General features: G+C 73.0%; 17 protein-coding genes. 11 read left to right on the top strand and 6 right to left on the bottom strand.

Annotation, left to right across the window (positions count from 1 at the left end; all coding sequences use genetic code 11):
* The first annotated feature begins 135 nt into the window (after nt 1-135).
* Genes I3F54_RS17685 through I3F54_RS17675 form a run of 3 tightly spaced genes read left to right on the top strand, consistent with a single transcriptional unit; the run spans nt 136 to nt 3360 of the window.
* Complete coding sequence (locus I3F54_RS17685; protein ID WP_240119772.1) at nt 136-1026, top strand: alkaline phosphatase family protein; 891 nt, start codon at nt 136-138, stop codon at nt 1024-1026.
* Nucleotide 1027: 1 nt separating this feature from the next.
* The gene (locus tag I3F54_RS17680) at nt 1028-2344 is read left to right on the top strand and encodes an MFS transporter (RefSeq protein WP_240119771.1); all 1317 of its coding nucleotides are present in this window, start codon (nt 1028-1030) and stop codon (nt 2342-2344) included.
* Nucleotides 2341-3360 carry a TolB-like translocation protein gene (locus I3F54_RS17675; protein WP_240119770.1) on the top strand — a complete coding sequence of 340 codons (1020 nt, stop codon included), beginning with the start codon at nt 2341-2343 and terminating at the stop codon, nt 3358-3360. The genes I3F54_RS17680 and I3F54_RS17675 overlap by 4 nt, the downstream gene beginning before the upstream one ends.
* Before the next feature lie 466 nt (nt 3361-3826).
* Here the strand turns inward: I3F54_RS17675 and glnA are convergent, their stop codons facing one another.
* Entirely contained in the window at nt 3827-5188 is a 1362-nt protein-coding gene (glnA, locus tag I3F54_RS17670; RefSeq protein WP_240119769.1) for a type I glutamate--ammonia ligase, read from the bottom strand.
* Nucleotides 5189-5489: 301 nt separating this feature from the next.
* On the opposite strand from glnA, the gene I3F54_RS17665 reads away from it, so the two are divergent.
* Nucleotides 5490-6683 (top strand): globin domain-containing protein, encoded by a 1194-nt coding sequence (locus I3F54_RS17665; protein WP_240119768.1) that lies wholly within the window; start codon nt 5490-5492, stop codon nt 6681-6683.
* Nucleotides 6684-6717: 34 nt separating this feature from the next.
* On the opposite strand, the gene I3F54_RS17660 is transcribed toward I3F54_RS17665, so the two are convergent.
* Entirely contained in the window at nt 6718-7152 is a 435-nt protein-coding gene (locus I3F54_RS17660; protein ID WP_240119767.1) for an Rrf2 family transcriptional regulator, read from the bottom strand.
* Between the two features lie 145 nt (nt 7153-7297).
* Between I3F54_RS17660 and I3F54_RS17655 the strand changes: the two genes are divergently transcribed.
* Nucleotides 7298-8005 (top strand): DUF3105 domain-containing protein, encoded by a 708-nt coding sequence (locus tag I3F54_RS17655; RefSeq protein ID WP_240119766.1) that lies wholly within the window; start codon nt 7298-7300, stop codon nt 8003-8005.
* Entirely contained in the window at nt 8002-8625 is a 624-nt protein-coding gene (locus I3F54_RS17650) for a DUF305 domain-containing protein (RefSeq protein WP_240119765.1), read from the top strand. The genes I3F54_RS17655 and I3F54_RS17650 overlap by 4 nt, the downstream gene beginning before the upstream one ends.
* Nucleotides 8626-8648: 23 nt before the next feature.
* Here the strand turns inward: I3F54_RS17650 and I3F54_RS17645 are convergent, their stop codons facing one another.
* The 3 genes from I3F54_RS17645 to panB all read right to left on the bottom strand — a co-directional run bounded on the left by I3F54_RS17645 (nt 8649) and on the right by panB (nt 13911).
* On the bottom strand, nt 8649-10403 hold the full coding sequence (locus I3F54_RS17645; protein WP_240119764.1) for an NAD+ synthase: 1755 nt from the start codon (nt 10401-10403) through the stop codon (nt 8649-8651).
* 133 nt (nt 10404-10536) lie between these two features.
* Nucleotides 10537-12477 (bottom strand): protease pro-enzyme activation domain-containing protein, encoded by a 1941-nt coding sequence (locus I3F54_RS17640; protein ID WP_240119763.1) that lies wholly within the window; start codon nt 12475-12477, stop codon nt 10537-10539.
* Between the two features lie 558 nt (nt 12478-13035).
* Nucleotides 13036-13911: a 3-methyl-2-oxobutanoate hydroxymethyltransferase gene (gene panB / locus I3F54_RS17635; RefSeq protein WP_240119762.1), complete on the bottom strand. Its 876-nt coding sequence runs from the start codon at nt 13909-13911 to the stop codon at nt 13036-13038.
* Between the two features lie 165 nt (nt 13912-14076).
* Here panB and I3F54_RS17630 point away from each other — a divergent pair, with 165 nt between their 5' ends.
* The 5 genes from I3F54_RS17630 to I3F54_RS17610 all read left to right on the top strand — a co-directional run bounded on the left by I3F54_RS17630 (nt 14077) and on the right by I3F54_RS17610 (nt 19618).
* Nucleotides 14077-15666 (top strand): MFS transporter, encoded by a 1590-nt coding sequence (locus tag I3F54_RS17630; protein WP_240119761.1) that lies wholly within the window; start codon nt 14077-14079, stop codon nt 15664-15666.
* A gap of 53 nt (nt 15667-15719) precedes the next feature.
* Entirely contained in the window at nt 15720-16355 is a 636-nt protein-coding gene (locus I3F54_RS17625) for a TetR/AcrR family transcriptional regulator (protein ID WP_240119760.1), read from the top strand.
* Nucleotides 16356-16539: 184 nt separating this feature from the next.
* Nucleotides 16540-17586, top strand: coding sequence for an endonuclease/exonuclease/phosphatase family protein (locus I3F54_RS17620; RefSeq protein ID WP_240119759.1), 1047 nt, complete (start codon nt 16540-16542; stop codon nt 17584-17586).
* A gap of 182 nt (nt 17587-17768) precedes the next feature.
* Nucleotides 17769-18794: an ATP-binding cassette domain-containing protein gene (locus tag I3F54_RS17615; protein WP_240119758.1), complete on the top strand. Its 1026-nt coding sequence runs from the start codon at nt 17769-17771 to the stop codon at nt 18792-18794.
* Nucleotides 18791-19618, top strand: a complete 828-nt coding sequence (locus tag I3F54_RS17610; protein ID WP_240119757.1) for an ABC transporter permease — start codon at nt 18791-18793, stop codon at nt 19616-19618. The genes I3F54_RS17615 and I3F54_RS17610 overlap by 4 nt, the downstream gene beginning before the upstream one ends.
* Nucleotides 19619-19637: 19 nt before the next feature.
* Here I3F54_RS17610 and I3F54_RS17605 read toward each other — a convergent pair.
* A partial coding sequence (locus tag I3F54_RS17605) for an AAA family ATPase (RefSeq protein ID WP_240119756.1) occupies nt 19638-22356 on the bottom strand: 2719 nt, incomplete at its 5' end.

The raw sequence follows: 22356 nt of genomic DNA, 5'->3' as shown, positions 1-22356 counted from the left end.
GGCACCCGGGTGTGCCGGCGCGAGCAGTTCACGACCTGTTCATCCATCGGGCCGGACGGCGTGGGGCGGCAGCTTGTTGGCGTGAGCATGATCTGTTCGCACCGTCACCCCCGTCCATCCTCACCGGAGGTAGATGTGTCCGGCAGTTCCGTGTTCCGCCGCGGCCGTACCGCCGCGGCGTCCGCGCTCGCCCTCGCGGTCGCCGCCGTCGGCCTGTGGACCGGTCTCGGCGGCTCCTCCCCCGCCCAGGCGGCGAACGGGGTACCGGCCCCGGACCACGTGGTCGTCGTGGTCTTCGAGAACCACGCCTACAGCCAGGTCATCGGCTCCTCCCGCGCCCCGTACATCAACTCGCTCAAGTCCGGCGGCGCCAACCTGACCCAGTCCTACGCCGAGACGCACCCGAGCCAGCCGAACTACTTCGCCCTGTTCTCCGGCTCCACCCAGGGCATCACCGACGACAGCTGCTTCACTCCGGGCTTCTCCTCTGCCCCCAACCTGGCCTCCGAGCTGCTCGCGGCCCAGAAGACCTGGGCGAGCTACAACGAGGGCCTGCCGGGCCAGGGCTCGACCACGTGCAGCAGCGGCAGGTACGCGCGCAAGCACAACCCGTGGTTCGGCTTCAGCAACGTGCCGACCTCGTCCGCGTACACCCTCGCCCAGTTCCCCACCGACTACTCCACCCTCCCCGACGTCTCGTTCGTCATCCCGGACCTGTGCCACGACATGCACGACTGCTCGGTCAAGACCGGCGACACCTGGCTGAAGAACAACCTCGGCGCCTACGCCACCTGGGCCCGGACCCACAACAGCCTGCTCGTGGTCACCTTCGACGAGGACAACCGGCTCAGCGGCAACCGCATCGCGACCGTCCTCTACGGCCAGCCGGTCACGGCCGGCTCGTCCACCTCCACGGCCTACGACCACTACGACCTGCTGCGCACCCTGGAGGACATGGCGGGGCTGACGACCCACGCCGGCAACGCGGCCTCCGCGCAGGACATCACCGGAATCTGGGCGTCCTGAGATGTACGTGGCGGACAGCCGCGCCGGAGACCCGGCGCCGGCGTCCGCGGACGGCGCCGTCCGGCACCCCGCCGGGCGGCGCCGCGCCGCGGTCGCGCCGACGGTGCTGGCGCTCGGCACGGTCAGCCTGATCACCGACGTGTCGTCGGAGATGGTGACGGCGGTGCTCCCGCTGTACCTGGTGGCGGGACTCGGCCTGTCGCCGCTGGGGTTCGGGCTCCTGGACGGCGTCTACAACGGGTTCTCCGCCGCGGTGCGCCTGGCCGGCGGGCACCTCGCCGACCGGGGCGGCGGCCGGCACAAGTGGGTGGCGGGGTTCGGCTACGGCCTCTCGGCCCTGTGCAAGCCCCTGCTGCTGGTGGCGCACACCCTCACCCCCATCGGCCTGGTCCTGGCCGCCGACCGCACCGGCAAGGGCCTGCGCACGGCACCCCGCGACGCGCTGATCTCCCTGTCGTCCGCGCCGGAGGCACGCGGCCGGGCGTTCGGTGTGCACCGCGCGATGGACACGGCGGGCGCGCTGCTCGGCCCGCTGGCCGCGTTCTGGATCCTGCGCGCGACCGTGGACGGCTACGACGCGGTGTTCACGGTGAGTTTCTGCGTAGCGGCCGCGGGTGTCCTGGTGCTGGTGCTGTTCGTACCCGGCGGGCCGGCCCGCGCCGCGGCCACCCCGGCCCCGGCCCCCTCCCCGGCCCCGACCTCGGCCCCGGCCCCGGCCGCGCGGCCGACCCTGCGGGCGGCGGCCGGCCTGCTGCGCGGGCGGGAACTGCGCAGGATCACCGTCTGCGCGCTGCTCCTGGGCCTGGCCACGGTCAGCGACGCCTTCGTCTACCTGCTGCTGCAGCGCCGCCTCGGCGTCGCCGACCGCTGGTTCCCCCTGCTGCCGCTGGGCACGGCCGCGGCGTTCCTGCTGCTGGCGGTGCCACTGGGCAGACTCGCGGACCGGGTCGGCCGGTGGCGGGTGTTCCTGGCGGGCCACGGCGCGCTCCTCGCGGCCTACGCCCTGCTGCTCGCCTCCTGGCACGGCCCGGCGCTGCCGTACGCCGTCCTTCTGCTGCACGGCGGCTTCTACGCGGCGACCGACGGCGTGCTGATGGCGGCGGCCTCGGAGACCGTACCCGAGAACCTGCGCTCCTCCGGTCTGGCCGTCGTGCAGACCGGGCAGGCACTGGCCCGCTTCACCTGCTCACTGCTGTTCGGGGCGGCGTGGACGCTGTGGGGCGACCGCACGGCGCTGCTGGCGTCGACGGCGGCGCTGGCCGTGTGCGCCGCCTGGTGCTTCGTGTCCCTGCGCCCGGTCCGGGAGGCCACCCGATGACCCTCCGGCTGCGCGTCCTGGTCCTGGCGGCGGCCGTCGTCGCCCTGGCCGCCGTGGCACTGGCGTCGGTGCTGCACGCCTCCGCCCGCGCGGACCGCCGCGACCGGGCGCAGCCGGGCGGCCCCGGGATCGCCTCCGGCCGGGTCACGCTCACCGCGCACGGCACCATGGTCTTCCGGTCCATGGCGTGGGGGCCGCACCGCGACGAGCTGACCGCGGTCCCCGCGGCGGACCCCTCCGGCCCACGGACCGCGTCGGGGGTGAAGTGCCTGCGCTTCCACGCCGCGTCCGGCACCGGCATCTGCCTCCAGGCAGTGCACGGCCCGGTCTCCGACACCTACCGCGCGGTGATCCTGGACGCGCGCCTGCACGTGACCCGGCGGTACGACGTCCGGGGCATCCCCTCGCGCGCCCGGGTCTCCCCGAGCGGGCACTGGGCGGCCTGGACGGCGTTCGTGGGCGGCGACTCCTACGCGGGCACCGGCTTCTCCACACGCGCGGCGATCGTGAACGTCCTCACGGGCGAGCTGATCCCGTCCCTGGAGTCCTTCCGGGTCGTCGAGGACGGCCGCACCCGTCACGCGGCGGACATGAACTTCTGGGGCGTGACGTTCGCGGCGGACGACCGGACGTTCTACGCCACGCTGGCGACCGGGGGCCTGACCCACCTGGTCCGCGGCGACCTTCGCACCCGTACGGTCACCGTGCTGCGCGCGAACGTGGAGTGTCCCTCCCTGTCCCCCGACGGGACGCGGATCGCCTTCAAGAAACGCGTACCGGGACTGCCCGCGGACGCCCCCTGGCGGCTGTACGTCCTCAACCTGCGTACCCTGCACGAGACCCCGCTGGCCGAGCCGCGCAGCGTGGACGACCAGGCGGTGTGGAAGGACGCCCGCACCCTCGTGTACGCCCTGCCCGGCGACTACGGCGCGGACCTGTACGCGGTCCCGTCCGACGGCACGGGAGCGCCGCGGCGCCTCAGCACCGCGGCGGTGTCGCCCGCCTTCCTTCCGTAGGCGAACCCGCGCACGGCGGTACGGGGCCGAGGGCCTCCGCCATCCGCCGTGCGTTGGGTCTGGTCGTCATCCACTCGCCTCCCCTCCTGCTCCCGGGGTGCGGCAGAGCGTTGTACCGGACTGTCGCCTTACCTTCCACGGTGGCCGCCGGGACGCTCCGGGTCAAGGGCCGGAGGCAAGGCTTCCGCAGGCTGCGGTTCAGGGGCGTGGCGGACCCCCGGGGGCACGACGCCCGGGCGGGAACCGCCGCCCCGCCGACGTCGCCCGCCCCGCCGGCGAGTCGGACGGGCCAGGGCCCCCAGGCGGCGGCCGCACGGCACCCGTCCGGCGCCCCCGCACCCGCGCGGCGGCACCTCGGCGGACGGGGCACGTCGGTCCCGGCGCCGCCGACCGCGCGAGTCCCCGCACCCGGAGGCGGCCGGGGCCCACCCGCGTCATCAGCGGGAAACCCGCCCCGACCCCGCCCCTACAGCACCGGCAGGTTCTTCCGCAGCTCGAACGCGGTGACCTCGGAGCGGTACTCCTCCCACTCCTGCTTCTTGTTGCGGAGGAAGAAGTCGAAGACGTGCTCGCCGAGGGTCTCGGCGACCAGGTCGCTGCGCTCCATGAGGGTCAGGGCCTCACCGAGGTTCTGCGGGAGGGGCTCGATGCCCATCGCGCGGCGCTCGGCGTCCGACAGGGCCCACACGTCGTCCTCGGCGCCCGGCGGGAGCTCGTAGCCCTCCTCGATGCCCTTCAGCCCGGCCGCGAGCAGGACGGCGTAGGTGAGGTAGGGGTTGGCACCGGAGTCGATGGAGCGGACCTCCACGCGCGCGGAGCCGGTCTTGCCGGGCTTGTACATCGGGACGCGGACGAGGGCCGAGCGGTTGTTGTGGCCCCAGCAGATGTACGAGGGTGCCTCGCCGCCGGCGCCGGCGGTGCGCTCGGTGCCGCCCCAGATGCGCTTGTAGGAGTTGACCCACTGGTTGGTGACGGCGGAGATCTCGGCCGCGTGCCGCAGCAGGCCCGCGATGAAGGAGCGGCCGACCTTGGAGAGCTGGTACTCGGAGCCGGACTCGTAGAACGCGTTGCGGTCGCCCTCGAACAGGGAGAGGTGGGTGTGCATGCCGGAGCCCGGGTGCTCGCTGAACGGCTTGGGCATGAACGTCGCCTGCACGCCCTGTTCCAGCGCCACCTGCTTCATCACCAGGCGGAAGGTCATGACGTTGTCGGCGGTGGACAGCGCGTCGGCGTAGCGCAGGTCGATCTCCTGCTGGCCGGGGGCGCCCTCGTGGTGGGAGAACTCCACCGAGATGCCCATCGACTCCAGCATGGTGATGGCCTGGCGGCGGAAGTCCATGCCGACGTTCTGCGGGGTGTGGTCGAAGTAGCCCGAGTTGTCGGCGGGGGTGGGCCGGGAGCCGTCCAGCGGGCGGTCCTTCAGCAGGAAGAACTCGATCTCGGGGTGGGTGTAGAAGGTGAAGCCGAGGTCGGAGGTGCGGGCCAGGGCCCGCTTGAGCACGTAGCGCGGGTCGGCGAAGGAGGGGGAGCCGTCCGGCATGAGGATGTCGCAGAACATGCGCGCGGTGCCGGGTGCCTCCGCACGCCAGGGCAGGACCTGGAAGGTCGAGGGGTCCGGCTTGGCGATCATGTCGGACTCGTAGACGCGGGCGAAACCCTCGATGGCGGAGCCGTCGAAGCCGATGCCCTCGTCGAAGGCCTGCTCCAGTTCGGCCGGGGCCACGGCAACGGACTTGAGGAAGCCCAGCACGTCCGTGAACCACAGGCGTACGAACCGGATGTCGCGCTCCTCCAAGGTCCGGAGCACGAACTCCTGCTGCTTGTCCATCTTCCGCTTCCCCATCCTTGCCGGTCAGGCCGCCTGTCCCATGTCCCGCGGGCGGGCGGTCGGGCACCTGAGCATCCCACCACAACACCATTTCATGCGCGTTGCGGACCATGATCGGCCGGCCGACCCGGGCGCGGACGCCCCGGGTGCGGCACGTGCACCGCTCTGCGCCCATCTTGCCTGCTCGGACCGCCATCTGTAACGGCCGGTCCGGGGTGGCTCCCCCCACCACCCTTAATTTGCATCTCAGATGCAAGTTTTAATACGGTGCCGGGGCCAGCCGAGCCCGAAGGAGGCCCTGATGCTGTCCGACCCGTCCGCCGCCGTGATCCGTGCGACCCTGCCCGCCGTCGGCGCGCACCTCGACGAGATCACCGAGCGCTTCTACGCCGGTATGTTCACCGCCCACCCCGAACTGCTGCGCGACCTGTTCAACCGCGGCAACCAGGCCGCCGGCACCCAGCGCCAGGCCCTGGCCGGTTCCATCGCCGCCTTCGCCACCCACCTGCTGGACCACCCCGGGCAGCGGCCGGACGCGATGCTGGGCCGGATCGCCCACAAGCACGCCTCCCTGGGCGTGGCGCCCGAGCAGTACGCGATCGTCCACGAGCACCTCTTCGCCGCCATCGCCGGCGTCCTCGGCGAGGCCGTCACCCCCGAGGTCGCGGCGGCCTGGGACGAGGTGTACTGGCTGATGGCCAACGCCCTGGTGGCCATCGAGAAGCGGCTGTACCGGGAAAGCGGCGAGAGCGGCGAGAACGGCCGGCGCCGGTGGGAGGTCGTCGAGCGCGTCCCGGAGACCACCGACGTCACCACCTTCCGGCTCCGTCCCCTCGACGGCGACCCGGTGCCGCCCTTCCGGGCCGGTCAGTACGTCTCGGTGCGCGTGCAGCTGCCGGACGGCGCCCGGCAGATACGGCAGTACAGCCTCTCCGGCGCGCCCACCGGCACCGTCCGGCAGATCAGCGTCAAGCGGGTGCTGGGCGACGGCACCCCGGACGGCGAGGTCTCCCACCACCTGCACACGCGGGTACGGGTGGGCGACGTCCTGGAGCTGTCCGCCCCGTACGGCGACCTCGTCCTCGACGACGCCCCGGACGCGCCCGTGCTGCTGGCCTCGGCCGGCATCGGCGTGACCCCGATGATCGCCATGCTGGCGCAGCTGGCGGAGGACGGGCACCGCGCCCCGGTCACCGTCGTGCACGGCGACCGCTCCCCCGGCCACCACGCCCTGCGTGCCGAGCACGAGGCCCGCACCGGCAAGCTGGCGGACGCGGCGCTGCACCTGTGGTACGAGCAGGACGCCCCGGCCGGTGCCCACACCGGGCTGGTGGACCTCGCCGGCGTCGACGTCCCGGCGGGCACGCGCGCGTACCTGTGCGGCCCGCTGCCCTTCATGCGCACGGTGCGTGCTCAACTGATCGAGAAGGGTGTCGCCCCAGCCGACATCCACTACGAGGTCTTCGGCCCGGACCTCTGGCTGGCCCAGCCCTGACCCGTCGTCCCCTGACCGCCCGGCCCCCGGACGGTCAGGGGACCTTGGGCAGCCCCAGGAGCAGCGGCCCGGTCGGCTCGGCGACGACGTCCGCCACGGTCACCGGGTCCAGCGCCGCGTAGAACGCCTCCTGGGCCCGGCGCAGCTCGCCGCGCAGCCGGCAGCCCGGGCTCAGGGGGCAGGGCGTGGCGCCCTCGCAGTCGACGACGTCGCCCTCGCCCTCGAAGCTGCGCACGACGGCGCCCACGGAAGCCGTGCGGCCCTTCTCGGTCAGCGACAGCCCCCCGCCCCGCCCGCGGCGGGCGTCGACCAGTCCCAGCCGCTGGAGCTCGGCGACGACCTTGGCGGCGTGCGTGTAGGGGACGCCCATGTCCGCGGCGACGTCGCGGGTCGTCGGGGTGGACGTCTCGACGACGGCGAGCCGCATCAGGAAGCGCAGGGCGAGGTCGGTGGAGCGCAGGAGCCGCATACCGGCAGCCTAGGTAATGCGCATCACGGATACCACTTATCGTGCGCCGCAGCCCGCGGCCGGACCCGCCCCACACCACGGTCCGCCGCCCCACTACCATCGGCACACTCGTCCGTGACCCTCCCCTCACAAAGGACACTCCCCCGTGGGATCCGCCAACGACAGCAGCAGTGCGGCGCGCAGGGCGCGCATCGAGGAGGCACGGCGTGCCGGACAGGCCCCCGGGCGGCGGCGACGCGTCCTCGCCGTGACGGTGGGCGCCCTGGTGGCCGCCGCTCTCGTCGTCGGCGGGGTGCTGCTGGTGACGTCCGCGGGCGGCAAGGGCGCGGACGCGGCGGGGGGCGCCGGGAAGAACTCGGGGCCGGCGACGGCCGGCGACGGGGACTCCGCCGGGGCGGGGCATTTCGTCACCGGCGCGGACGGCGTGCGGACCTGGCAGGGCGAGCTGTCCCGCAAACACGTCACCGCGCCCGTGCACTACCCGATGGAGCCGCCGGTCGGCGGCGACCACGACCCGGTGTGGGCGGAGTGCGACGGCACCGTCTACACCAAGGCCCTGAAGAACGGGAACGCCGTGCACTCGCTGGAGCACGGCGCGGTCTGGGTGACGTACAACGGCGAGGCGGCCGGATCCGACGTGGAGGCCCTCGCCGCCAAGGTCGAGCGGACGCCGTACACGATGATGAGTCCCTACCCGGACCAGCGGGACCCGATCGTGCTCACCGCGTGGGGCCACCAGCGGTCCGTGAAGAGCGCCGGCGACCCGGCCGTGGACGCGTTCCTCGCCGCCTACGTGCAGGGGGAGCAGACGCCCGAGCCGGGTGCCACGTGCAGCGGCGGGATGATGCGGTGAGCCGGGCCGTCGGCTGGGTGGCCGGCGCCGCCGCGGCGGCGCTCGTCGCGACCGGCGCGCTCACCTACGCGGTCGCGGAGGGCGGCGGCGCGCCGGGGACGCCCACCGCGGAATCCGCGGACGCCGGGTTCGCGCGGGACATGGCGATCCACCACCAGCAGGCGGTGGAGATGTCGTACCTCGTGCGCGACCGCACCCGGGACACGGAGGTGCGGCGGCTCGCCTACGACATCGCCCAGACGCAGGCGAACCAGCGCGGCATGCTGCTGGGGTGGCTGGACCTGTGGGGCCTGCCGAAGGTGTCACCGCAGCCGCCGATGGCCTGGATGGGCATGCGCTCCCTGCCCGCGGGTGGGGAGGGAGCGCTGATGCCGGGCATGGCGACCGACGCCGATCTGGAGCGGCTCGGGTCGCTCGGCGACCGGCGGGCCGAGGTGCTGTACCTCCAGCTGATGACGGCCCATCACCAGGGCGGCGTGCACATGGCCGAGGGCTGTGTCGCGCGGTGCACGGTCGGGGCGGAGAAGCGGCTCGCCCAGCGCATGGTCGACGCGCAGCGGTCGGAGATCCAGCTCATGTCCGACATGCTGAGGGAGCGCGGGGCAGCGCCGGGGCCGTAGCCCCGGGCGCAGGCCCTCCCCCCTCACGCCGTCTCGCGCCAGCCGTTGGTGATCGGCAGGCGGCGGTCCTTGCCGAAGCCCTTCGCGGAGATCTTGGTGCCCGGCGGGTACTGGCGTCGCTTGTACTCGGCCGTGTCCACCATGCGCAGGGTCCTGGTCACCAGCTCCGGGTCGAAGCCGGCCGCCACGATCGTGTCGGCTCCCTGGTCCCGGTCGACGTACAGCTCCAGGATCGCGTCCAGCACCGGGTAGTCGGGCAGGGAGTCGGTGTCCACCTGGCCGGGGCGCAGTTCGGCGCTCGGCGGCTTGGTGATGGAGTTCTCCGGGATCGGCGGGGTCGTGCCGCGGTCGCGGGCCGCCTCGTTGCGCCACTCGGCCAGCCGCCAGATCCAGGTCTTGTACACGTCCTTGATGGGGCCGTAGGCGCCCACCGAGTCCCCGTAGAGCGTGGAGTAGCCGACCGCCAGCTCGGACTTGTTGCCGGGGGCGAGGACGATGTGGCCCTCCTGGTTGGAGATGGCCATCAGCAGGGTGCCGCGCAGCCGGGACTGGAGGTTCTCCTCGGCCAGCCCGGTCAGCTCGGTGGCCGCCATGTAGGCGTCGACCATGGGGGCGATCGGCACGGTGCGGAAGTTCAGCCCGGTCCGGCGGGCCAGTTCGGCCGCGTCGTCGCGGGAGTGCTCCGAGGAGTACTTCGACGGCATGGACACGCCGTAGACGTTCTCGGCGCCGATCGCGTCGCAGGCGATCGCCGCGACGAGCGCGGAGTCGATACCGCCGGACAGGCCGATCAGGACGGAGCGGAAGCCGTTCTTCTGCACGTACGCGCGCACTCCCACGACCAGCGCGGAGTAGACCTCCTCCGCATCGTCCAGCCGCTCGGCGTAGCCGCCGGTGTGCTGCGGCTCGTAGGCGGGCAGTGGGTCCGCGGAGAGCACCGTGCGCTCGATGCGCAGCCCGTCGTCGACCATGCCCTCGGGGGCGTTCGGGGCGGCGGCCGGCAGGTCCAGGTCGAGCAGCACGCAGCCCTCGGAGAACTGCGGCGCACGGGCGACGACGTCGCCGCTCGCGTCGACGACGATCGAGTCGCCGTCGAACACCAGCTCGTCCTGGCCGCCGATCATGGCCAGGTAGGCGGTGGTGCAGCCGGCCTCCTGGGCGCGCTTGCGGACCAGGTCGAGGCGGGTGTCGTCCTTGTTGCGCTCGTAGGGGGAGGCGTTGATCGACAGCAGCAGGCCGGCCCGGGCGGAGCGGGCCGCCGGGACCCGGCCGCCGTCCTGCCAGAGGTCCTCGCAGATCGCCAGGGCCACGTCCACGCCGTGCACCCGTACGACGGGCATGGTGTCGCCGGGGACGAAGTAGCGGAACTCGTCGAAGACGCCGTAGTTCGGCAGGTGGTGCTTGGCGAAGGTCAGCACGACCTCGCCGCGGTGCAGCACCGCGGCGGCGTTCTGCGGGGCGCCGGCCGGCTGGCCGTACTTCGGCTGGGCGGCCTCGCTGCGGTCGAGGTAGCCGACGACCACCGGCAGGTCGCCCAGCCCCTCCTCGGCGAGGCGGGCGGCGAGGGCGTGCAGGGCGGCGCGCGAGGCCTCGACGAAGGACGGCCGCAGGGCCAGGTCCTCCACGGGGTAGCCGGTCAGCGCCATCTCGGGGAAGGCCGCGAGATGCGCCCCCTGCTCGGCGGAGTGCCGGGTCCAGCGGACGATCGTCTCGGTGTTCCGGGCGAGGTCGCCGACGCGCGAGTCGATCTGGTTCAGGGCGAGACGTAGTTGAGGCACGCCGCCCAGTGTAATCGTCAGAGCGACGCGATGGGGTGGCGCGGAGTGTGGGCCACCCCACGCCCCCCGGTGTGCCCTCCGGGCGCACGCGGTACGGGGGCGGGCCGGCGCCCACCCCCGTACGCGTGCGGGCTCAGTGCCTGCGGTAGGACTGCACGTAGCCGCGGTCGGGCGAGCCGACGCCGGTGACGTCGTCGTAGCCCTTGACAGCCTTCAGGGAACTGTCCTTGCCGAGGCTGCGCACCGAGGTGATCAGGCCGTCGGCGGCGTTGTAGCCGTTGGCGTAGTCCACGCGGGCCACGGCGAGGCCGGTGCCGGTCGGGTTGTCGGTGACGTCGTGGTACGCCTTCGAGCCGTACCGGGCGTAGATCGCCGGGTTGGCGAAGCCGAGGGCCTTGCCGCCGTGGGCCTGCTGGGCGAGGGCCTGGACGGCGGCGATGACCGGCGCGGCCAGCGACGTGCCGCCGATGCGGTACTCGCTGTACCTCTGGCTGCCGTCGGGGAAGGTCTGGGTCTGCCCGACGAGGAACCCGGTGTTCGGGTCGGCGATCGCCGCGATGTCCGGGACGACGCGGTTGCCGGCGGCGTTGTTGGCCTTGGCCAGCGCGTCCGGGACGACACCCTTCTGGTAGGAGGGCTGCGCGACGGTCCGGCTGGTGCCGCCGCCGGCGCCGGAGGTGAAGGCGCCGGGGAAGTCGGTCCAGCTCTTGCCGTCGGCGGCGAGAGCGGCCCGCTCGGTGCCCCAGCCGGTCTCCCACAGGTACTTGTTGTGCTTGCCGACGGCCAGTGAGGTGCCGCCGACCGCGGTCACCCAGGCGGAGTTGGCCGGGGTGTCCACCTGCTTGGTGCCCGTGTGGGCGACCTCGTCGCCGTTGTCGCCGGAGGAGAAGTAGAAACCGATGCCCTCGACCGCGCCGAACTGGAAGACCTGGTCGTAGGCGGCGGCGAGGTCCGGCGTCTGGTTGGCCTCGATGTCGCCCCAGGAGTTGGAGACGATGTCGGCCAGGTGGTTGTCGACGATCTTGCCGAGCGAGTCGAGCAGGTCGTCGTCGTAGCAGGACGCGGCGCCGACGTACGTCACCTGGGCCGCGGGTGCGACCGCGTGCACGGCCTCGACGTCCAGGGTCTCCTCGCCGTACCAGCCGGCCGCCCCGCACTCCTCGGTGTGGGTGTAGCCGCCGGGCAGGGACTGGCGCAGCTGGCCGGTGGTCCAGCGGGCGTCGCGGTGCTTCTTGGCGTAGGAGGCCGCGTCGAAGGCGATGGTCGGTGAGGCGTACGCGTCGGTGATCGCGATGCGCACCCCCTTGCCGGTGTAGCGGCCCGCGCCGTACGCGGACCGCAGCTGCCGGCCGGTGTAGCCCTTCACCGCGTACGGGATCTTCCGGCCGTAGGCGTCGGGCAGCGCACGCGCCGTACGGGAACCGTAGAAGGAGGAGAACGGCCCGGAGTTGCGGAACACGGAGTCCGGCGGCGGCAGCTGGTCCTTGTGGTCCGCCTTGTGCGGGGCGTTGTCCAGGCCGGTGACGGTCAGCACGGCACCGGCGAGGTCGGCCGGGACGGTGGCCGAGGCGGCCGGCGCGCGGTAGGTCCGGCCGCTCTTGGCGTAGTTGTGCATCTGGGTGCCGAAGGCCCGCTCCGCGGCGGCCACGTCGCCGCGGACGGAGACGTAGTGCTGCGTCACGCCGGTCACCTTCAGGCCGGCCGACGTCAGCCACGACTTGACGGCGTCGATCTGGGCCTTGGAGGCGCCGAAACGGGCCCGGGCCCGGTCGGCGGTGAGGAACCTGCCGTACTCGGGCGAGGACGGGTCGGAGACGGCCCGGGCGTACGCCGCGAGCCCGGCCGCGTCCCGGCCGGCGAGGTAGACCCGGGCGGAGACCTGGGCGCTGTTCGAGGTGGCGCCCTTGTCCGCCCCGGCGGTGGCCCACGCCGGCTTGGTCCCGGCCAGCGTGTTCCGGTGTACTCCCTCCGCGGCGTGCGCCGCGGGTATCCCGACCGCCAGCGCGCCCGCGAGCATGGGCAGGGTGGCTGCCAGGCTCACTCCGGCGCGCATCCTGGCGCGGTTGGATCTCATAGAACCCCCTGTGTGCGGTTCGTCGCGAGTGATCACTCGACGGGGGCCACTCTCTCGATGAACAGTTCATGTCAGGGGAATAGGGAGATCAAAAAGAGTTCTTCCTTGACCAAAAGGGCGTCAAGAGTGTTTGCCTGAAGACGACTTGGCACGCAGGACCGACCGCGGCCGGCGACGGCGGGGCGGGGGAAGGCCGTCGGGGACGGCCGGCGGAGGGAACACGGAACCAGGGGACACAGCGGACGCGGGGAACACAGGGGGTGCATCGGGGCAGGTCGAGGGGGTGCGACCCGGTCCGTCACGCGGTCGCCCGCGCCACCGGGGGCGTTCGCCGCGCTCCGGCCTTGGAAACCCCTTTGGGGCACGTCCGGCGCGCCGAGACCGATCAAGCGGCCCGACGAAGCGCGCGGCCCTCGTCGTTCCCGGTGACATGCAATGGTGCAGGGCCGCTGCGCTCCCGGGGCGCCCGGCGACCGGGCACGCGCCGGGCGCGGCCGCCGGAAAGGGGGCAGCCCGCCGACGGGGGACGATCGGCGGGCTGCCCGGTGCCGCAGTGGCTCAGTGGACGGAGTGCTCCGCCGCCGGGAACTCCCCGCCGACGACGTCCTCGGCGAACGCCTTCGCGGCATCGCCCATGACCTGGCGCAGGTCGGCGTACTGCTTGACGAACTTCGGCACCCGGCCCCGGGTCAGACCGAGCATGTCGGTCCACACCAGCACCTGCGCGTCCGTGGCCGCGCCGGCGCCGATCCCGACCGTCGGGATGTGCAGCGTGCGCGTCACCTCGGCCGCCAGTTCGGCCGGGACCAGTTCCAGGACGACCGCGAAGGCGCCGGCGTCCTGGACCGCCTTGGCGTCGCGCAGCAACTGCTGGGCCGCCTCCTCGCCGCGGCCCTGCACGCGGTAGCCCATGGCGTTGACGGACTGCGGGGTGAGCCCGATGTGGGCCATGACCGGGATGCCGGACTCGACCAGCAGCCGGATCTGCTCGTGGGACCGTTCGCCGCCCTCCAGCTTCACCGCCTGGACCCCGGCCTCCTTCACCAGCCGGGTCGCCGAGCGCAGCGCCTGCACCGGACCCTCCTGGTAGGAGCCGAAGGGCAGGTCGCCGACGATGAGCGAGCGGCCGGTGCCGCGTACGACGGCCGCCGACAGCACGGTCATCTCGTCGAGCGTCACGGGCACGGTCGTGTCGTACCCCAGGTGGCAGTTGCCCGCCGAGTCCCCGACGAGGATCACCGGGATGCCGGCCTCGTCGAAGACGGACGCGGTCATCGCGTCGTAGGCGGTGAGCATGGGCCACTTCTCGCCGCGTTCCTTGGCGAGGGCGATGTCACGGACGGTGATGCGGCGGGTGCCCTTCCCCCCGTACAGCGCCTTGCTGCCGTCCTGTGGCTTGTGCTGCGCAGTCTGGGCAGCCGGAAGCTGCGTCATGGCAACGCTCCTCACGTCATCTCGAGGCGCCCTGACGGCGTCCCCGGACCGAGTCCATGGTGGCACTTCGTGCCAGGCGGGGCCAGCCCCCCCTTCGGGTAAGGCCTCAGTAAAGGATTTCGATACGATACGGTTCCGTATCGGAATTACCCTAGACTCGACGTCATGACCACTCCAGCCGTCTCCTCCGGCCGCACACCGGAAGCGGTGCACCGGCGCCGCTGGGCGATCCTCGGCGTGCTGATGCTCAGCCTGCTGATCGTCGTCCTCGACAACTCGATCCTGAACGTCGCCATCAAGACCATCTCGACGCCCGCACCCACCGGCCTGGGCGCCACCCAGAGCGAGCTGGAATGGGCGATCAACGCCTACACCCTCGTCTTCGCGGGCCTGCTGTTCACCTCGGGCCTGCTCGGCGACCGGCTGGGCCGCAAGAAGATCCTCCTCGGCGGGCTCGCCGTCTTCGGCATCGGCTCCGCGCTCGCCGCCCAGTCCGGCTCCCCGGCCCAGCTGATCGCCTTCCGCGCCGTGATGGGCCTCGGGGCGGCCTTCGTGATGCCCGCCACCCTGGCGGTGCTGATGAACGTCTTCGAGCGCGACGAGCAGCCCAAGGCCATCGGCATCTGGGCGGGCGGCGTGGGTCTGGCCATCGCCATCGGCCCGATCACCGGCGGAGTGCTGCTGGACCACTTCTGGTGGGGGTCGGTCTTCCTGGTCAACGTGCCGATCGTGCTGATCGCGCTCGCGCTCATGCTGTGGCTGGTGCCCGACTCCCGCGACCCGAGCCCCGGCCGCATCGATCCGGTCGGCGTCGTGCTCTCCATCGTCGGCCTGGTCCTGCTCGTCTACGGCATCATCAAGGGCGGCGAACTCGCCGACTTCACCGACACGACGGTGCTCGCCACCATCGGAGCCGGTCTCGCGGCGCTGGTCGCCTTCGTCGTGTTCGAGAAGCGCAGCGACCACCCGTCCATCGACATCGCCTACTTCAGGAACAAGGTCTTCTCGGCCGCGATCGCCGCCATCGCGCTGGTCTTCTTCGCCCTGATGGGCGTGACCTTCTTCTCGGTCTTCTACACCCAGAGCGTGCGCGGCTACTCACCCCTGCAGACCGGCCTGCTCCTGCTGCCGCTGGCCGCCGCCCAGATGATCTTCGCGCCGCGCGCCCGGCTGCTCGTCGACCGCTTCGGCAACAGGGTCACGACCACCGGGGGCATGCTCCTGGTCGCCGCGACGCTGGCCGCGTTCGCCGTGCTGGACACGGGCACCCCGATCTGGGTGCTGGAGGTCGTCTTCTTCCTCATGGGCACCGGCATGGCGCACATCATGACCCCGGTCAGCGTCGTCATCATGCAGGCCCTGCCCCGCGAGAAGGCCGGCTCCGCCTCCGCGCTGAGCAACACCTTCCGCCAGGTCGGCGGCGCCCTCGGCATCGCCGTCCTGGGCTCGGTGCTCTCGGCCGCGTACCGGGGCGGCATCGAGGACAAGCTCGGCACGCTGCCGCCGGGCCTGCGGGAGTCGGCGGGCGAGTCCATCGAGGCCACCCTCGGCGTCGCCGCGAAGCTCGGCCCGCAGGGCAGGGCCCTGATCGGCCCGGCCAACGACGCCTTCCTGCACGCGATGCACGTCACCGCGCTCGGGGCCGCCGCGGTCGCCGTGGCCGGAGCGGTCGTCGTCGCGCTGGTGATGCCGGGGCGGCTGGCCGAGCCGCAGACGGGAGAGGGGGAACCGGAGCTGGTGACCACCGGGGAGTAGCCCCGAAGCCGGGGGAGAATGGTACTCGGCGTCCGACGAAGGGACCGACAGACGTGAGCCTCGCCGACAACCAGGGTCTGGCGGCGGTACCGACCCCCGCCCGGGGTCGGCCCCGCAGCGAAGCGGTGGAACGCGCCATCCTGGAGGGCGCGATGAAGCTGCTGGAGGACGGCGTACCGCTGGCCGAGCTGTCCATCGAGCGCATCGCCCGCACCGCGGGCGTCGGCAAGGCCACGATCTACCGCCGCTGGAGCGGCAAGGAGGAACTCTTCGTCGACGTGCTGCGGGCCGCCGAACCCGACGACCCCGAGCTGCCCGGCACCTCCATGCGGGACGACCTGGTCGTCCTGCTGGAGTCGATGCGGCAGCGCGGCGTCGCCAGCCGGACCTCGACGATCCTGCACAACGTGCACACCCAGATGAAGAGCAGCCCGAAGATCTGGGCCACCTACCACGCCTGCGTCATCGCCCCGCGCCGCCGGCTGGGTCTGGAGGTGCTGCGCCGCGGGCAGTTGAACGGCGAACTGCGCGCCGACGTCGATCTGGAGCTGGCCAACGACATGTTCGTCGGCCCCATGCTGATCCGGTCCGTCCTGCGCCCCGACGCGGACCTGCCCGAAGGGCTGTCGGAGCAGATCGTCGACGCCGTCCTGACCGGTCTGCGGCCCGGCGGCCCGTCCGGTTCATAGCCCGGATGTGCGGGTTTCGTCACAGAACACGCCTGTTGACGGTCCATCCGGAACTCACCGCACCGCCTCGGACGTCCTCCTGCTCGTACGGCCGCCGCGGGACGGCGGGACGGGAGCCGTTCATCCCCTAGGGTCAAGGGCACAGGGGGGCGACGGTGTGCACGGCAGGTTGTGAGGCGACAGTATGGCGCAGCAGGCGTACATGACGGAGAAGGACGACGGCGGCTCGGGCGACGAGCGACCTGGATCCCGCCTCCGGCGCCTGGTGGCCCGTCTGACCGGCCCGTGGCGCGGCGACCCGAGGATCTGGCGGCGAGGCATCGTGGCGGCGGCGCTCGCGGTGCTCCTCGCGCTGGTGATGCTGATGCACTCGCACATCCCCAACACGATCGGCAACCTCGGCAGCCTCACCGAGACGTTCCTGCCCTGGTGCGGTGTGCTGATCCCGGTGCTGCTGGGCGTCGCGCTGCTGCGCCGGTCCGCGACCGCGCTGATCGCGCTGGTGCTGCCGGCCGTGGTCTGGCTGAACCTCTTCGGCGGGCTGATCACCGACAGGACCGGCGCCGGCGGCGACCTGACGGTGGCCACGCACAACGTCAACGCCGACAACCCCGACCCCTCCGGCACCGCCCGCGACGTCGCCGCCTCGGGCGCGGACGTGGTCGCCCTGGAGGAGCTGAAGGCCTCGGCGGTCCCGACGTACGAACAGGCACTGGCGACGGCCTTCCGGTACCACTCGGTACAGGGCACGGTCGGGCTGTGGAGCAAGTACCCGCTCGACGACGTGCGGGCCGTCGACATCGAGCTGGGCTGGACGCGAGCCATGCGGGCCACCGTCGCCACGCCGGCCGGGAAGGTCGCCGTGTACGTCGCCCATCTTCCCTCGGTGCGGGTGAAGATCGAGGCCGGGTTCACCGCCCGGCAGCGCGACAAGAGCGCGGACGCGCTGGGCGAGGCCATCGCCCAGGAACCCCTCGGCAAGGTGGTCCTGCTCGGCGACCTCAACGGCACCATGAACGACCGCTCGCTCAATGCCGTGACCTCCCAGATGCGTTCGACACAGGGGGCCGCCGGCAGCGGCTTCGGCTTCAGCTGGCCCGCGTCGTTCCCGATGGCCCGGATCGACCAGATCATGGTCAAGGGCGTCGAGCCGGAGAGCTCGTGGACACTGCCGGCGACCGGCAGCGACCACCTGCCGATCGCCGCCCGGGTCGACGTGACGCGGTCGTAGGGGGAGACGACCCCGCGGGCGGAGCCCGCCGGCCCGGGCCGGGAGCAGGGCCGGGCCGGCGGGACCGGACGGGACCGGTGCCGGGAGGCTGCCGGTGCGTTGTCGGTGCGTTGTAGTGCCGATCAGCCTGCTGTCGGCGTCCTGTCGGTGGTTTGTCGGCGGCACCTGGCAGCGTCGTGGTCATGACGCGAATCGACAACGAGCCCAGCGGTGCGGGGAACGCCGTGACCGTGCGGGGGCTGGTCAAGCACTACGGCGAGACCAAGGCGCTGGACGGGGTGGACCTGGACGTCCGCGAGGGCACCGTGAGGGGGGTGCTCGGACCGAACGGGGCCGGCAAGACCACCCTCGTGCGGATCCTGTCCACCCTGATCGAGCCCGACGCCGGGCAGGCGACCGTGGCCGGGTACGACGTGGTACGGCAGCCGCGGCAGCTGCGCCGGGCGATCGGGCTCACCGGGCAGTACGCCTCCGTGGACGAGAAGCTCCCCGGCTGGGAGAACCTCTACATGATCGGGCGGCTGCTCGACCTGTCCCGCAAGGACGCCCGGGCGCGGGCCGACGAGCTGCTGGAGCGGTTCTCGCTGACCGAGGCGGCCAAGCGCCCGGCGAGCACCTACTCCGGCGGCATGCGGCGGCGGCTCGACCTGGCCGCCTCGATGATCGGGCGACCGGCCGTGCTCTACCTCGACGAGCCCACCACCGGCCTCGACCCGCGCACCCGCAACGAGGTGTGGTCCGAGGTCATACGGATGGTCGGGGACGGAGTGACCGTCCTGCTGACCACGCAGTACATGGAGGAGGCCGAGCAACTGGCGTCCGAGCTGACCGTCGTCGACCGGGGCAAGGTCATCGCCGGCGGAAGGGTCGACGAGCTGAAGGCCAGGGTCGGCGGACGGACCCTGCGGGTCAGGCCGGCCGATCCGCTCCAGCTGCGGCCGCTCGCCGGGTGGCTCGACGATCTCGGCATCACCGGGCTCGCCGCGACCACCGTGGACACCGAGCGCGGGGCCGTGCTGGTGCCGGTCCTGGGTGACGAGCAGCTGACCGCCGTCGTCGGCGCCGTCACCGCACGCGGCATCACGCTCGCCTCCATCTCCACCGAACTGCCCAGCCTCGACGAGGTGTTCCTCTCCCTCACCGGCCACCACGCCGGCGCCCCGCAGGGCACCAGGACCGCCGACGACCGTCAGGAGGTCGCCGTATGAGCGCCGCCACCGCCCCTTCCGCCCACGTTTCCGGCCCCTCCGACGCCCGCATTCCGCTGCGGGGGCACTTCCGGCACACGGGCGCACTCGTCCGCCGGAACCTGCTGTGGATCCGGCAGGACCCCGAGTCGATGTTCGACGCGCTGCTGATGCCGGTCGTCTTCACCCTGCTGTTCGTGTACGTCTTCGGCGGCTCCATCGGGCAGGCGCTGGGCGGCGGCCAGGACCAGTACGTGCAGTACGTCATCCCCGGCATGGTCGCGATGATGAGCATGACCCTGTCCCAGGGCGTCGGTACCGGCTTCAGCCAGGACTTCAACAGCGGGGTCATGGACCGCTTCCGGTCCCTGCCGATCGGGCGGGGCTCGGTGCTGTTCGCGAAGATCACCGTGGAGCTGGCGCGGATGCTGTTCGCGACGGCCGTGCTGATGGCCGTCGCCACACTGGTCGGTTTCGAGATCCACGACTGGCCCGGCCTGTTCGCCACCGTCGGCCTGTCCGCGCTGTTCGCCTCCTCGGTCATGTGGGTGTTCCTCACCCTGGGCGTCGTGCTGAAGAACGCGCAGTCCGTGCAGGCGATGGGGTTCCTGGTGCTGTTCCCCCTCCAGTTCGGCTCGTCGATCTTCGCGCCGACGGACTCGATGCCGGACTGGCTCCGGGCCTTCACCGACTACAACCCGCTGTCCACGCTCGCGGACTCGGCACGCGGCCTGATGATCGGCGGCCCGGTCGCCCACGACCTGTGGGTGACGGTGGCCTGGTCGGTGGGGATCACCGCCGTGATGGCACCGATCGCCATCCACAGGTTCCGCACCAAGCACTGACGCCGCTCCGCCGCGGGGTTCAGACGAGGGCGGCGGCCTCCTCGGGGGTGAGACCGCCGCCCTCGGCGTGGGCGGCGGCGTACTGCTCGCCGTCGAGGACGGCCCGCACCGCGGCCACGGCACGCTCACGGGCCGCGCGCTCCTGGTAGCCGGGGACGTGACCGGACGGCAGTGCCGCGTCGGCGGCGCCGAGGCAGCGGGCGGCGTCCCGGGCGCGCGAGCCACCGTCGACGCCGGCCAGGGCGGTCGCGGCGAGGGTCAGGCAGACGGCCCGCATGTGCGGCACGATCACCCGTGTCAGCGGCTCCTCGGCCCGCTCCAGCGCCCGGCGGGTCTTGGCCAGGGCCTCCTCGTGGTCGCCGTCGACCACGTCCAGCCAGGCCTCCGAGCCCAGGATGAAGCCGTCGAAGACGGCGAAGGTCGCGGCGCTGAAGTCCTTCCGCAGCCGCCTGAGGTGCTCGCGGGCCTCCGCGGTGCGGCCGGTGGTGCTGAGCCAGCCGGCGAGGAAGAGGCGTGCGGCGGGCATGGCCTCGTTGTGCGCGATGTCTCGCTGCTCCACGACGTGCCGCAGCAGCGCCTCGCCGCGCTCCGCGTCGCCGGCCTCCAGCAGGGCGGTGCCCAGCCGGGCGGTGAGCACCGTCGTCTGGGCGCGGGCGCCGAGGCGGTCGGCCTGTGCGATGGCCTCCTCGTAGTCGGCGGCGGCCGCGCGGTACTCGCCGCGCCGCTCCCGGACCTCGCCGCGCGCCGACAGGGCCTCGGCGGTGCCCCAGGCGTCACCTAGCCGGCGGAAGATCTCCAGGGCCTCGTCGGCGTCGCGGGTCGCGTCGCCCGCCCAGTCGGTCCGATTGGCCGTGATGTTGGCGCGGAGCCCGAGGCAGACCGCCAGCTCCCACTCGAAGTCGGGGCGGCTGCGGCAGGTGCGGATGGAGGCCTCGAAGATCTCGCGGACGCGTTCCATGTCGCCGGTCAGCAGCACCGCGTAGAACCAGGCGGAGCCCGGGGCACGGCAGGTCTGCGGCAGGCCGGGGCGGTAGGTCTCGCCGATGATGCGCAGCTTGTCCTGCGCCTGCGGGGTCTGCCAGGTGTCCAGCTCGGTGTCCATGCAGGTGACGTGGATCAGGTGGATGCCGCGCCGGGCCTCGGCGAGGAGTTCACCGGTCAGCGGCGGCGGCACGGAGGTGCAGCGTTCCCACACCGGCTCGGCGGGACGCACCGGGCGGCTGAAGGGGTCGGGGCCGAGTGCCATGGTCTCCGCCGACCAGTGGCGGGCCTCCATGCGCAGGTCGCGCATCTGCCAGTACCAGCCGAGCGACAGCACCAGGCACAGGGCCTCCTGCTCGTCGCGTTCCGCGACCGCGTGCCGCAGCGCGGTGCGCAGGTTCTCGTACTCGCGCTCGATCCGTTCGATGGCGGTGCGTTGCTCCGGGCCCAGCAGCAACGGGTCGGTGGTGCGGGCGAGTTCACGGTAGTACGTCAGATGCGCGCGCTGCGCGGCCTGCCGCCGGCCGGCCTCGTGGAGTCGTTGGGCGGCGTACTCCGCGACGGTCTCCAGGAGCCGGTAGCGCATCTCGCCGCCGCCCGAAGGAGCGGCCTGGACGAGGGACTTGTCGACGAGCTGGCCGAGCGCGTCGAAGGCGGTGGGCCCGCACACGGCTTCCGCGGCGCGGAGGTCGCAGCCGCCGGCGAAGACCGACAGGCGGCTCAGCACGTCGCGTTCGTCCTCGTCGAGCAGGTCCCAGGACCAGTCGACGACGGCCCGCAGGGTCTGCTGACGGGGCAGCGCCGTGCGGCTGCCGGAGGTGAGGAGGCGGAAGCGGTCGTCGAGGCGGTCGGCGATCTGCCGGGGGGTCAGCATCCGCAGCCGGGCCGCCGCGAGTTCGATGGCCAGCGGCAGGCCGTCGAGGCGGCGGCAGATCTCGGCACAGGCGTCGGGGTCGTCGTCGGCCTGGAACGCGGGCCGGGCCGCGGCACCCCGGTCGGCGAGCAGCCGCAGCGCCACCGGTTCCGGCAGCGGCTCCACCGGGCGCAGCACCTCGCCGGGCACGCCGAGGGGTTCGCGGCTGGTGGCGAGCACGGTCAGGCCGGGACAGCGGGCCAGCAGCTCCGCCACCAGGCGGGCCGCCGCGTCGACGACGTGCTCGCAGTTGTCGAGGATCAGCAGCATCCGGCGGCGCGCGCAGTGCTCGGCCAGGCGCACGACGGGGTCGTCGTGGCGCTCGGCCACCGCTCTCAGTTCCTCCGCACCGGCACCGCGCAGCACGGTCTCGCGGGCACCCACGGCGGTCAGCACGGCCTCGGGCACCGCCTCGGGGTCGTCGACGGGTGCCAGCTCTGCCAGCCAGACCCCGTCGCGGGCAGCCTCCCCCACGGTCTCGGCCGCCTCCTGCGACAACCGCGTCTTGCCGGACCCGCCCGGGCCCAGCAGCGTCACGAGCCGGGCCCCGGCCAGATCCCGCCGGATCGCCTCGATGTCGTCCTCCCGCCCGACGAAGGAGGTGAGCCGGGCACGGAGGTTGCCCAGGGGCGCGGACGCGGAGGCGGGCGCGAGGGTGCGCGGGTCCCGGGGCGCGGCGGCGTGGTGCGGGTCCCGGGGGGTGGTGTGCGGGGCCGGGGGGCCGGCCGCCGCGCCGGGGGCGTGGTGGTCGGGCGGATGACCGGCGGTGTCCGGACCGGTGCCGTGGTGCCGGTCGGCGGGGAGGGCCCGCGGCCCACCGGGCGGGCGGGGGCCGCCGCCGGGG

The sequence above is a fragment of the Streptomyces sp. MUM 2J genome, from assembly GCF_022414535.1.
Classification (GTDB): domain Bacteria; phylum Actinomycetota; class Actinomycetes; order Streptomycetales; family Streptomycetaceae; genus Streptomyces.
Note: the sequence above shows the minus strand (reverse complement) of the source record. Positions and strands in the feature narration are given on the sequence as shown.